This is a genomic window from Burkholderia sp. AU28863 (assembly GCF_002223195.1).
GTDB lineage: Bacteria > Pseudomonadota > Gammaproteobacteria > Burkholderiales > Burkholderiaceae > Burkholderia > Burkholderia sola.
Genome location: NZ_NKFE01000003.1, coordinates 1,150,822 through 1,162,254, shown reverse-complemented (window position 1 = coordinate 1,162,254; position 11,433 = coordinate 1,150,822). Strand labels below are relative to the sequence as shown.

The window sequence follows — 11,433 nt, the reverse complement described above, 5'->3', positions numbered from 1 at the left end:
GTTTCTCTCTGGTCTGTTCTGTCTGTCTTTTTACCGCACACGCGTACGCCGGCTGCGATACGTATCGAGCACGACCGCCACCACGATCACCGCACCCGTGATGATCCGTTTCGTCGGCTCGTTCGCGCCGATCTGCGCCAGCCCCGCGGCCAGCACGGAGATGATCAATACGCCGAAGAACGTGCTGATCACCGAGCCGCGCCCGCCCATCAGGCTCGTGCCGCCGATCACGACGGCGGCGATGACCTGCAGTTCGAGGCCCGCGCCCGCGTTCGGATCGGCCGCCTCGAGCCGCGAAATCTGGAACAGCGACGCGAGCCCCGCGAGCGCGCCCATCAGTGCGAATACGAGGATTTTATACGGCCGCGGGTTAACCCCTGCAAGTCGCACCGCTTCCTCGTTCGTGCCGATGCCCACCAGATAGCGCCCGAACACCGTGCGCGTCAGCACGAACTGGGCCGCGATCATCACCGCGACCGCGATCAGGAACGCCGGCGAGATGCCGAGCGCGATCGGGTTCGACAGGAAATCGAACGCGTCGCCGATATATGCGGTGCGCGAATTCGTCAGCTGGTACGCGAGGCCGCGCGCGGCCTCCAGCACGCCGAGCGACACGATGAACGACGGAATCCGCCAGCCGACCGTGACCGCGCCGGTCAGCGCGCCCGTCGCGGTCGCGACCGCGATCCCGATCAGCGCGGCCGGCAGCGGCCCCCACTGCCATTTCAGCGCGGCGACGCTGACCATCGACGCGGCGAGCGCGAGCACCGAGCCGACCGACAGGTCGATCCCGGCGATGATCAGCACGAAGGTCATCCCGACCGACATCACGACGAGATCGGGAATCTGGTTCGCGATCGTGCTGAACGTGTCGTAGGTCAGGAAATGCGAACTCAGCACCGAGAACAGCGCAATCATTGCAGCCAGCGCGCCGGCGAGCCCGAGATAGTTCGACAGGCCGAGCCGCGTGCCGGACAGCGTGCGCGCGCGGCGGCCCGTCACGTCCTGCTGCGCGCCTGCGTCGGTCGGGGATACGGGAGGCTGGGTCATTGCTGTCGTCCTGTCGTCGAAGTGCCCGGAGCGGCGCCGCGCGCGCGCTCCGTGTCCGGATGCTGCATGGCGGCCGCCGGCGTCTCGCGGCCGAAGCCGGCAAAGGCCGCGGCCAGCAGCGCGTCCTGGGTCCAGTTGCCGCGCTCGAACACGGCGGTCATGCGCCCGGCCGACATCACGCCGATCCGGTCGCAGATCAGCATCAGCTCGCGCAGGTCGCTCGATACGACCACCAGCGCGCGGCCTTCGCGCGCGAGCGCGCCCATCAAAGTGTAGATCTCGAATTTGGCGCCGACGTCGATCCCGCGGGTCGGCTCGTCGAACAGCAGCACGCCCATGTCGCGCGCGAGCCAGCGGCCGATCACGACCTTCTGCTGGTTGCCGCCCGACAGCTCGCCGACCGGCTGCGCCGCCCCGTGCGTGCGAATCCGCAGCGCATCGATCTGCTGCTCGGCGAGCGCCGTTTCGCGTGACGCATCGACGATGCCGCCGCGCGCGAGCCGGTCGAGCTGGCCGAGCGACACGTTCGCGGTGATCGACTGCGACAGCAGCAGCCCTTCGCCCTTGCGATCCTCGGTGATCAGCGCGATGCCCAGCTTCACCGCATCGACCGGCGATGCGATCCGCGCCGGCTTCAGCGGCTGGCCGACGGCGATCGTCCCGGCATCCGGCGTATCGGCGCCGTAGATCAGCCGCAGCAGCTCGGTGCGCCCCGCGCCGATCAGCCCCGAGATGCCGAAAATCTCGCCCGCGCGCACCTCGAGCGACACGTCGCGCACCGCCGTCCCGCGCGTGAGGCCCGATACGGCGAGCCGCGGCGCGCCGAAGCGGCGCTCGCCGAGATCGATGTGCTCGCCGACCTCGCGTCCGACCATCAGCGTGACGAGCCCGTCGGACGTCGTCGCCGCCATGTCGCCCGCATGCACGAGCCGGCCGTCGCGCAGCACCGCGACGCGCTCGGCGACGCGCGCGAGCTCTTCGAGCCGGTGCGAGATGTAGACGATCGCGACGCCGCGCGCCTTCAGCCGGTCGATCTGCTCGAACAGCAGCTCGACTTCGCGCGCGGTCAGCATCGCGGTCGGTTCGTCGAGAATCAGCACGCGGCAGTCGCCGATCAGGTTGCGCGCGATCTCGACCATCTGCTGGTGGCCGATGCCGAGCGCGCCGACCGGCGTATCGGGGTCGACCGCGTCGAGCCCGACCTGCGCCATCGCCGCGCGCGCGTCGTCGCGCAGCCGCGCGCGATCAATGATGCCGAAACGCCGCGGCAGGCGGTTCAGGAACAGGTTTTCGGCGACGCTCAGCGTGGGCAGCAGGTTCAGCTCCTGCATCACCATGCGCACGCCGAGCGCCTCGGCCTGTGTGCGGCTCGCCGGCGCATAGGCCTCGCCGCCGAGTTGCATCGTGCCGGTGGTCGGGTCGACGAGCCCGCCGATGATCTTCGACAGCGTGCTCTTGCCGGCGCCGTTCTCGCCGGTCAGCGCAAGCGCCTGGCCCGCGTCGAGCGTCAGCGTGACGTCGGCGAGCACGGGTTCGGCATAGGTCTTGCCGATGCCGGAGACGGACAGCACGGGGTGGGCTGAACGGGAGGGTTGGAAGGTCGGTTCCATCGCGATCCTGGTTGCGGCCGCGCGCACGAGGCGCGCGGGTATGACGCTCACAAGTGCATGTGCATGCAGTGGCCGTGATCGCGCTCACACCGGATAACGGCCGCCGCGCCGGATTCTTGAGCGCGGCGGCCGGACCGGTGCGGCGTTACTTCGTCACGAGATCCACCGGCGTCTCGACCACGCCGGACATGTCGGCCTGCTTGCGATGCTCGGCGATCGCCTTGAGCGCCGTGTCGATGCCGAACACGGCCTGCTTCGCCGCGTACTGGTCGGCGGTCGCGAGCACGCGGCCGTCCTTCAGCATCGGCTTGATCGCGTTGATGTTGTCGTAGCCGACCACGAGCACCTTGCCCTGCTTGCCGGCCGCGCGCACGGCCGACACGGCGCCGATCGCCATGTTGTCGTTGCCGCACAGCAGCGCCTTCAGGTTCGGGTACTCGTTGAGCATCGCGGCAGCCACCGCATTGCCCTTGTCGATCTCCCATTCGCCCGACTGCACCGACACGACCTTCATCCCGCCCGCCTTCATCGCGTCCTGGAAGCCGGCCGTGCGCTGCTGCGCGTTGGTCGTCGTCGACACGCCTTCGACGATGCCGACCTGGTCGCCCGCCTTCAGCCGCTTCGCGAGGTAGTCGCCGATCTTGCGCGCGCCCTTGCGGTTGTCCGGGCCGACGAACGGCACGTTCAGGTTCTTCGACTTCAGCACGTCGGGATCGAGCCGGTTGTCGATGTTCACGACGACGATGCCGGCGTCGACGGCCTTCTTCACGACCGGCACGAGCGCCTTCGAATCGGCCGGCGCGAGCACGATCGCGTCGACCTTCGACACGATCATCTGCTCGACGATGCGGATCTGGTTCGCGGTGTCGGTCTCGTCCTTGATGCCGTTGGTGATCAGGTCGAACTGGTTCGCGTTGTGCTTCTGGTATTCCTTCGCGCCCGTTTCCATGGTCAGGAAGAACTCGTTGGCGAGCGACTTCATCACGAGCGCGACCTTCGGCTTGGCCGCGGACTGCGCGTGGACAGCCGGTGCGGCGGCCACCGCGACGGCGGCGAGCGCGGCGGTCAGGAAGCGACGGCGAAATCGGACATTCATACACATCTCCTGGCGACTGGCCCGAAGGCCGGATTGTTGTTTGGTTGTTGTTTTAATGTGAGCAAACGTTTGCGCCACACTACCCGGGCAATGGCCATCGATGCTGCTGTCGGTACCACGGAATGGAAGCGAGGCAGACGGCCGACTGCCTGGCGCGTGCTGGCGTTGACGCGCCACCGCCGGCGGGACGCCGGCGGAGTGAAGGCTATGCTGTACCGATTCGCTTCGGCGCGCAACCTGTCTAACCAATATTTAAGGGTTTATTCGGAGCGCGCGAGCGCGCTTCACGACGCGCAAATACGACACTCGCGATGCCGACGGCAGTTCGCCGAAGCGCTGTGCAGGTTCGGCGTTGCCGGATGTTCTCGTTTTTCTGTCGGCACCGGAAGGCAGGTCGATCGCCGGCTGACGCGACGCACCCGACGGGGATGACGACGACAATCCGCCGCCGCCCGGTGCGGCGTACGGCAAGGTGCGCGTAATGCATGCCGCGCGCCGCCCGCGGCATCTGCCCGGACGGCGCTCGACACGCGCGAATCAAACGGCTTCGCGCAACAGCCCCGCGATTTCCGCCTCGTTCAAGTGCGGCGCGAACATTTCGATCAGCCGGTACGCGTATGCACGCAGGAATGCGCCCTTGCGCAGCCCGACCCGCGTCGTGCTCGCCTCGAACAGGTGCTGTGTGTCGAGCGCGACGAGCCCCGTGTCGCGCTGCGGGTCATAGGCCATCGCCGCGACCACGCCGATCCCCATGCCGAGCTCGACGTAGGTCTTGATCACGTCCGCGTCGATCGCAGTCAGCACGACGTCGGGCACGGCGCCCGCCTGCGTGAACGCCTGGTCGATGTGCGAGCGGCCCGTGAAGTCCTGGTCGTACGTGATGATCGGGTATTCGGCGATTTCCTCGAGCGTCAGGTTCTCGCGGCCGACGAGCGGGTGGCCCTTCGGCACGACGACCGTGTGGTGCCACGAATAGCACGGGAACGTGACGATGTCCGGATAGCGGTCGAGCGCCTCGGTCGAGATGCCGAGATCGGCTTCGCCGTTCAGGATCATCTGCGCGATCTGCTGCGGGCTGCCCTGGCGCAGCGCGAGATGCACCTTCGGGAACACCTCGGTGAACTGCCGGATCACCTTCGGCAACGCGTAGCGCGCCTGCGTGTGCGTCGTCGCGACGACGAGGTGGCCGCTGTCCTGATCGGCGAACTGGCGCGCGACGCGGCGCAGGTTCTCGGCGTCGAGCAACATCCGCTCGATCAGCTGATGCACCGCCTTGCCGGGCTCGGTGAGCCCCGTCAGCCGCTTGCCGCGCCGAATGAAGATGTCGACGCCCAGCTCATCTTCCAGATCCTTGATCTGTTTCGACACGCCCGACTGCGACGTGTACAGCACGTTCGCGACTTCCGTCAGGTTCATGTTCTGGCGCACCGCTTCGCGCACGAACCGCAATTGCTGAAAATTCATGGGTATGCCTCTTAGGCTGTCGTTGTTTGATTGTCGAATCGGAGCGAATCCCGCCCTCTGCCCCGCGTTGTCTCGTCAACGCGCGGGAAATACCCGCACGGCGCGCGGCACGGCGGTCGCGCCGTCGCCGACCTGCAGCGAAAGCGCGCGCCATGCGTCGCGGTCGAGTTCCGCCTCGAGCGCGCCGCCCGCACGCGCCTCGAGCTCCACGCGCACCGAACCGCCGAGCGGAATCACGCGCCGCACGTCCACCGCGATACCGTCGCGGTGCCCTTCGCCCACCGGCCACAGCTGCAGATCGTGCGGCCGCACGTACGCGTTCGCGGGGCCCGCGAAATCGGCGTCGACCTCGATCGGCGCAGCCGCGCCCTCGGCGACGAAGCCGCGGCCGGCGACCGTGCCGGGCAGCCGGTTCGCCGCGCCGAGAAACTCGTACACGAACGCGCTTTGCGGATGATCGTAGACGTCCTGCGGGCTGCCGACCTGCTCGACGTGACCGCGATTCAGCACGACGATGCGATCGGCCACTTCGAGCGCCTCTTCCTGATCATGCGTGACGAAGATCGTCGAGATGTGCAGGTCGTCGTGCAGGCGACGCAGCCAGCCGCGCAGCTCCTTGCGGACCTTCGCGTCGAGCGCGCCGAACGGTTCGTCGAGCAGCAGCACCTTCGGCTCGACCGCGAGCGCGCGGGCGAGCGCGATGCGCTGGCGCTGACCGCCCGACAGCTCGGACGGATAGCGCTGCGCGAGCCAGTCGAGCTGCACGAGCTTGAGCAGCTCGTGCACCTTCTCGCGAATCGCGGCTTCCGACGGCCGCTCGCGGCGCGGCTTCACGCGCAGCCCGAACGCGACGTTCTCGAACACCGTCATGTGGCGGAACAGCGCGTAGTGCTGGAACACGAAGCCGACCTGGCGCTCGCGCGCGCCGACCGACGCGACGTCGAGCCCCTGCAGCACGACCTGGCCGGCGTCCGCGTGCTCGAGGCCCGCGATCACGCGCAGCAGCGTGGTCTTGCCGCAGCCGGACGGCCCGAGCAGCGCGACCAGTTCGCCGGGCGGGAAGTCGAGCGATACGTTGTCGAGCGCCGTGAAATCGCCGAAGCGCTTCTGAAGGTTACGGACGGTGATACCCATTCTGGTTGCCTCTTTACGATTTCGACGAAACGGCGCCGACAGGGCCGGCGTGTGCGGGAACAGCGTCGTGCGCGTCGGCCAGTTCGGCCGCGAGATGACGCTCGGCGATCAGCTTCAGCGCGAGCGTGACGAGCGCGAGCAGCGCCAGCACCGACGCCACCGCGAACGCCGCCGCGAAGTTGTATTCGTTGTAAAGGATCTCCACGTGCAGCGGCATCGTGTCGGTCACGCCGCGGATGTGGCCGGACACGACCGACACCGCGCCGAACTCGCCCATCGCGCGCGCATTGCACAGGATCACGCCGTACAGCAGGCCCCATCTCACGTTCGGCAGCGTCACGCGGCGGAAGATCTGCCAGCCCGACGCGCCGAGCACGCGCGCGGCTTCTTCCTCGTCGGTGCCTTGCGCCTGCATCAGCGGAATCAGCTCGCGCGCGACGAACGGGAACGTGACGAAGATCGTCGCGAGCACGATGCCCGGCACCGCGAAGATGATCTGCACGTCATGATCCTGCAGCCACGGCCCGAACCAGCCCTGCGCGCCGAACAGCAGCACGTAGACGAGGCCCGAGATCACCGGCGACACCGAGAACGGCAGATCGATCAGCGTCGTCAGCAATGCCTTGCCGCGGAATTCGAACTTCGCGATCGCCCACGACGCGCACACGCCGAACACGAGGTTCAGCGGCACCGCGATCACCGCGACGGTCAGCGTCAGCTTGATCGCCGACCACGCATCGGGATCGGCCAACGATTCGAGATAGAAGCCGATGCCCTTGCGCAACGCCTCGACGAATACCGCGGCGAGCGGCACGACGAGGAAGAACGCGAGGAACGCCAGCGCGATGCCGGTGAGCAGCCAGCGCACGACGCGCGACTCGCTGACGGGGTCGAGCCGCTTCGCGGCGCGCGCGGCCGGCGACGGGGTTTTCAACACGACGGTGGCCTCCTGGCTCATTGCTGGCCTCCTGCCGCGACGGCGGTGACGGTGGCGGGCGCCGGGCCGCTCGCGCCCTTGCTCGTCCTGCGCTGCAGATACCACTGCAGCGTGTTGATCAGCAGCAGCATCAGGAACGACACGACCAGCATCACGACCGCCAGCGCCGTCGCGCCCGCGTAGTCGTACTGCTCGAGCTTCGTGATGATCAGCAGCGACGTGATCTCGGATTTCATCGGCACGTTGCCGGCGATGAAGATCACCGATCCGTATTCGCCCAGCGCGCGCGCGAACGCGAGCGCGAAGCCGGTGAGCAGCGCCGGCAGCACCGACGGCAGCACGACGCGGCGGAACGTCAGCCAGCGCGACGCACCGAGGCACGCGGCGGCTTCTTCCTGCTCGCGCTCGAAATCCTCGAGCACCGGCTGCACGGTGCGCACGACGAACGGCAGCCCGATGAAGGTCAGCGCGACCAGCACGCCGGCCGGCGTGAACGCGATCTTGATGCCGAGCGGCGCCAGATACTGGCCGACCCAGCCGTTGGTCGCGTAGACGGCCGCGAGCGAGATGCCGGCCACCGACGTCGGCAGCGCGAACGGCAGGTCGACGACCGCGTCGACGAGACGCTTGAACGGAAACGAGTAGCGCACCAGCACCCATGCGACGAGGAAGCCGAACACGGCGTTGATCAGCGCGCCGCCGAGCGCGGCCGAGAACGTCAGCCGGTACGACGCGAGCACGCGCGGCGACGTGACGGCGGTGACGAACTGGTCCCACGACAGCGTCGCGGTCTTCAGGAATGTAGCGGCGAGCGGAATCAGCACCACGAGGCTCAAATAGGCCACCGTGATGCCGAGTGTCACGCCGAAGCCGGGTAGCGCGCTCGGCTTGCGAAAGGTGTACGTCGTCATCGGATGCTCTTGCTGGGTCGATGCTGCTCACGGGTCCGACGCAAACGCCGGCGCAGTGAATCGCGCCGGCGGGCCGTCGGGGACGCGGCGCGCTGTCGTGGCGCGCCGCTTGTCGTTATGGCGTTACTGCGGCTTGTAGATCGAATCGAACACGCCGCCGTCCGCGAAATGCGTCTTCTGCGCATTCGTCCAGCCGCCGAACGTGTCGTCGACCGTGTACAGCTTCAGCTTCGGGAACTGCTTGGTCAGCTCCGCCGGCACGTTCTTCGAACGCGGCCGGTAGTAGTTGCGCGCCGCGATTTCCTGGCCCTGCGGGCTGTACAGGTAGTTCAGGTACGCCTCGGCCAGCTTGCGCGTGCCCTTCTTGTCGACCACCCTGTCGACCACCGCGACGGGCGGCTCGGCCAGAATGCTCACCGACGGCACGACGATCTCGAACTTGTCGGTGCCGAATTCCTTAACCGACAGGAATGCCTCGTTTTCCCATGCGATCAGCACGTCGCCGATCCCGCGCTGAACGAAGCTCGTCGTCGCGCCCCGCGCGCCCGAATCGAGCACGCCCGCGTTCTTGTAGAGCTTCGTGACGAATTCCTTCGCCGTCTGCTCGTTGCCGCCCGGCTTGTGCAGCGCGTACGCCCACGCGGCCAGGTAGTTCCAGCGCGCGCCGCCCGAGGTCTTCGGGTTCGGCGTGACGATCGAGATGCCCGGCTTGGTCAGGTCGTCCCAGTCCTTGATCCCCTTCGGATTGCCCTTGCGCACGAGGAACACGATCGTCGACGTGTACGGCGACGCATTGTCGGGCAGGCGCTTCTGCCAATCCTTGTTCACCAGCCCCTTGTTCGCGAGCGCGTCGATGTCGTACGCCAGCGCCAGCGTGACGACGTCCGCCTGCAGCCCGTCGAGCACCGAGCGCGCCTGCGCGCCCGAACCGCCGTGCGACTGCTTGAAGTTGACGGTTTCGCCCGTCTTCGCCTTCCACTCCTTGCCGAACGCCTGGTTGAAATCCTGATACAGCTCGCGCGTCGGGTCGTACGACACGTTCAGGAAGGTCGTGTCGGCCTGCGCATGCGTCGCGACGCCCAGCGCCGCCGCCGCGCCCAGCGCGAGTGTTGCGATCAGGCGGCCCACTCCGCCCACCAGCCCCGTATTGCGCTTCGCCATCCTTGGTTCTCCAGTGTTGTCGGTGTTGCGATGTCGGGCCAGTCTATCGAACGGGTTACATGATTAAAAATAATCGTTCCTTATTTTTTAATACTCAAAAGTGCTAACGCATACCGGATGGACGGTTGCGGCGGACAAACCGGCGTCAAGACGTCGCGAAATCACGCCGGAACCGACGCGATCGCGTCGAACCTCAAGTAACACTTGAAATTCCCCAAGTACTGTATAAAAATACAGCTCACTGTCTATCCATACAGTTGAGCCATGACCAAACTCACCGCCCGCCAGCAGCAAGTGTTCGACTTGATCCGTCGCGCGATCGAGCGCTCCGGATTCCCGCCCACCCGTGCCGAGATCGCGGCCGAGCTGGGCTTCAGCTCGCCGAATGCCGCCGAGGAGCACCTGCGCGCGCTGGCGCGCAAGGGCGTGATCGAGCTGGCGGCCGGCGCGTCGCGCGGCATCCGGCTGCTCGGCATCGACGATGCCCCGCACCAGTTCACGCTGCCGCACGCCGGCCTGATGCAACTATCGCTGCCGCTCGTCGGCCGCGTCGCGGCCGGTAGTCCGATCCTCGCGCAGGAGCACATTTCGCAGCACTACGCGTGCGATCCCGCGCTGTTCACCAGCAAGCCCGACTACCTGCTGAAGGTGCGCGGCCTGTCGATGCGCGACGCCGGCATTCTCGACGGCGACCTCCTCGCCGTGCAGAAGCGCACGGAAGCGAAGGACGGCCAGATCATCGTCGCGCGTCTCGGCGACGACGTCACGGTCAAGCGCCTGATGCGTCGGCCCGGCGGCCTCGAGCTGATCGCGGAGAACCCGGATTACGAAAACATCTTCGTCAAGGCCGGCAGCGCAGATTTCGCGCTGGAAGGCATCGCCGTCGGGCTGATCCGCTCGGGCGAACTCTGACATTCCGTCTCGCTAGGAGAACATCATGGAACGCCTTTCCCGCCTGCTGCCTTTCCGTCAATTCGGTCGCCTGCGTCATCTGCGCGGCCGCACGCCCTGCGCACCGCTGTCCGCGGCGGCGCCTGTGCAAGAAGAAATCGCAGTCGAACGGCAGGCGTCCCTGCTGCCGTCAGCGCTCCCCGCGTTCGCCCGGGTATCGCTGAACGCCGGTCTGAACCATGCGGAGCCCGCGCGCCGTGCGCCGGTGCGCGTCTATCACGGTCGGTCGCGCCTGATCATGGTGGGCACGATCGATGCCGTGTGCCGGATGATCGATCGCTGCATCGCGGAGGAACGATCGGCCACGCCGGGCGGTCTCTGATTGGGGAACCTTCCCGCACCCGGAGGCAACGTGACTGAATCGTCGCGCCGCGCTTGGCGAATCAAGCCCCTGCTGATCGTCGCGCTGGTCGTCGCCCTCATTGCGGCGCTCGGCTATGCGTACGCGTCGCCCTATGTCGCGCTCGGTCGCCTGAAATCGGCGATCAATGCACGCGATGCGCAGGCGATCAGCGAGTATGTCGACTTTCCGGCGCTGCGCATCAGCCTGAAGCAGCAGGTCACGGAAGAGTTGATGCGCCGGATCGACGCAATGAAGAAAAACAGTCCGTTCGCGGTGATTGGCGCGCTGATCGGGTCAGCGCTGATCGGCCCGCTGGTCGATGCGTACGCGACCCCGGAGGGCGTCGCCGCGTTGATGAGCGGATTGCCGCCGCGCGGCAATCCCGGCGAGCGCCCGCCCGAATGGTCGAATCAGCCGCCAGCAGACAATGCGTCCGACAACCCGCCTGCCGCACCGCCCATCAATCCAGCGCCGGCAAGTGCTGCGCTACCGGGCGGCAACGCGGCCGCTTCGGCGGCATCGTCGCCGGCACCCGCGCCCGCGCCGCCGGCCAGCCCGAGCGAAACAACGCAAGCGCCGCGCCAGCAGCAAACCAGCGCGGGCTACCGGAATATCGATGAATTCGTCGTCACGTATCAGCGCAGCGCCGATGGCACGCGCTATGCGGCGATCTTCCACCGCTTCGGGCTGTTCTCGTGGAAATTGTCGGGGATCGACCTGCACGCATAGCAGGCCGCGCTCGATGCGCGCACCGCCGATGCAGCGCGACGCCTGAC

General features: G+C 67.3%; 11 protein-coding genes. 3 read left to right on the top strand and 8 right to left on the bottom strand.

Going from position 1 to position 11,433, the window contains the following annotated elements; translation table 11 throughout:
- Nucleotides 1-30: 30 nt before the first annotated feature.
- From CFB81_RS07830 to CFB81_RS07795, 8 genes are all read right to left on the bottom strand, one after another.
- Nucleotides 31-1,050 (bottom strand): ABC transporter permease, encoded by a 1,020-nt coding sequence (locus tag CFB81_RS07830; RefSeq protein ID WP_006476069.1) that lies wholly within the window; start codon nucleotides 1,048-1,050, stop codon nucleotides 31-33.
- On the bottom strand, nucleotides 1,047-2,660 hold the full coding sequence (locus CFB81_RS07825) for a sugar ABC transporter ATP-binding protein (RefSeq protein ID WP_069621445.1): 1,614 nt from the start codon (nucleotides 2,658-2,660) through the stop codon (nucleotides 1,047-1,049). The genes CFB81_RS07830 and CFB81_RS07825 overlap by 4 nt, the downstream gene beginning before the upstream one ends.
- A gap of 145 nt (nucleotides 2,661-2,805) precedes the next feature.
- Nucleotides 2,806-3,756 (bottom strand): sugar ABC transporter substrate-binding protein, encoded by a 951-nt coding sequence (locus CFB81_RS07820; RefSeq protein ID WP_011545349.1) that lies wholly within the window; start codon nucleotides 3,754-3,756, stop codon nucleotides 2,806-2,808.
- 537 nt (nucleotides 3,757-4,293) lie between these two features.
- Nucleotides 4,294-5,220 carry a CysB family HTH-type transcriptional regulator gene (locus CFB81_RS07815; protein ID WP_034186954.1) on the bottom strand — a complete coding sequence of 309 codons (927 nt, stop codon included), beginning with the start codon at nucleotides 5,218-5,220 and terminating at the stop codon, nucleotides 4,294-4,296.
- 75 nt (nucleotides 5,221-5,295) lie between these two features.
- The gene (locus tag CFB81_RS07810) at nucleotides 5,296-6,354 is read right to left on the bottom strand and encodes a sulfate/molybdate ABC transporter ATP-binding protein (protein WP_069621444.1); all 1,059 of its coding nucleotides are present in this window, start codon (nucleotides 6,352-6,354) and stop codon (nucleotides 5,296-5,298) included.
- Nucleotides 6,355-6,367: 13 nt separating this feature from the next.
- On the bottom strand, nucleotides 6,368-7,312 hold the full coding sequence (gene cysW / locus CFB81_RS07805; protein ID WP_089434984.1) for a sulfate ABC transporter permease subunit CysW: 945 nt from the start codon (nucleotides 7,310-7,312) through the stop codon (nucleotides 6,368-6,370).
- On the bottom strand, nucleotides 7,309-8,202 hold the full coding sequence (cysT, locus tag CFB81_RS07800) for a sulfate ABC transporter permease subunit CysT (RefSeq protein WP_089434983.1): 894 nt from the start codon (nucleotides 8,200-8,202) through the stop codon (nucleotides 7,309-7,311). The genes cysW and cysT overlap by 4 nt, the downstream gene beginning before the upstream one ends.
- 123 nt (nucleotides 8,203-8,325) lie before the next feature.
- Nucleotides 8,326-9,363, bottom strand: coding sequence for a sulfate ABC transporter substrate-binding protein (locus CFB81_RS07795; protein ID WP_089434982.1), 1,038 nt, complete (start codon nucleotides 9,361-9,363; stop codon nucleotides 8,326-8,328).
- 264 nt (nucleotides 9,364-9,627) lie between these two features.
- Here CFB81_RS07795 and lexA point away from each other — a divergent pair, with 264 nt between their 5' ends.
- Genes lexA through CFB81_RS07775 form a run of 3 tightly spaced genes read left to right on the top strand, consistent with a single transcriptional unit; the run spans nucleotide 9,628 to nucleotide 11,386 of the window.
- A complete protein-coding gene (gene lexA / locus CFB81_RS07785) occupies nucleotides 9,628-10,275 on the top strand; it encodes a transcriptional repressor LexA (RefSeq protein WP_006476077.1) in 648 nt (215 codons plus the stop codon).
- Nucleotides 10,276-10,300: 25 nt separating this feature from the next.
- Nucleotides 10,301-10,636, top strand: coding sequence for a hypothetical protein (locus tag CFB81_RS07780; RefSeq protein ID WP_069621440.1), 336 nt, complete (start codon nucleotides 10,301-10,303; stop codon nucleotides 10,634-10,636).
- Between the two features lie 30 nt (nucleotides 10,637-10,666).
- Complete coding sequence (locus CFB81_RS07775) at nucleotides 10,667-11,386, top strand: DUF2939 domain-containing protein (RefSeq protein WP_089434981.1); 720 nt, start codon at nucleotides 10,667-10,669, stop codon at nucleotides 11,384-11,386.
- Nucleotides 11,387-11,433: the final 47 nt, after the last annotated feature.

Excerpts from the sequence above, each read along its gene's own strand:
- cysW (WP_089434984.1), bottom strand. The coding sequence starts at position 7,312 with ATGAGCCAGGAGGCCACCGTCGTGTTGAAAACCCCGTCGCCGGCCGCG.
- CFB81_RS07825 (WP_069621445.1), bottom strand. The coding sequence starts at position 2,660 with ATGGAACCGACCTTCCAACCCTCCCGTTCAGCCCACCCCGTGCTGTCC.
- CFB81_RS07815 (WP_034186954.1), bottom strand. The coding sequence starts at position 5,220 with ATGAATTTTCAGCAATTGCGGTTCGTGCGCGAAGCGGTGCGCCAGAAC.
- cysT (WP_089434983.1), bottom strand. The coding sequence starts at position 8,202 with ATGACGACGTACACCTTTCGCAAGCCGAGCGCGCTACCCGGCTTCGGC.
- CFB81_RS07780 (WP_069621440.1), top strand. The coding sequence starts at position 10,301 with ATGGAACGCCTTTCCCGCCTGCTGCCTTTCCGTCAATTCGGTCGCCTG.
- lexA (WP_006476077.1), top strand. The coding sequence starts at position 9,628 with ATGACCAAACTCACCGCCCGCCAGCAGCAAGTGTTCGACTTGATCCGT.
- CFB81_RS07810 (WP_069621444.1), bottom strand. The coding sequence starts at position 6,354 with ATGGGTATCACCGTCCGTAACCTTCAGAAGCGCTTCGGCGATTTCACG.
- CFB81_RS07820 (WP_011545349.1), bottom strand. The coding sequence starts at position 3,756 with ATGAATGTCCGATTTCGCCGTCGCTTCCTGACCGCCGCGCTCGCCGCC.
- CFB81_RS07830 (WP_006476069.1), bottom strand. The coding sequence starts at position 1,050 with ATGACCCAGCCTCCCGTATCCCCGACCGACGCAGGCGCGCAGCAGGAC.
- CFB81_RS07795 (WP_089434982.1), bottom strand. The coding sequence starts at position 9,363 with ATGGCGAAGCGCAATACGGGGCTGGTGGGCGGAGTGGGCCGCCTGATC.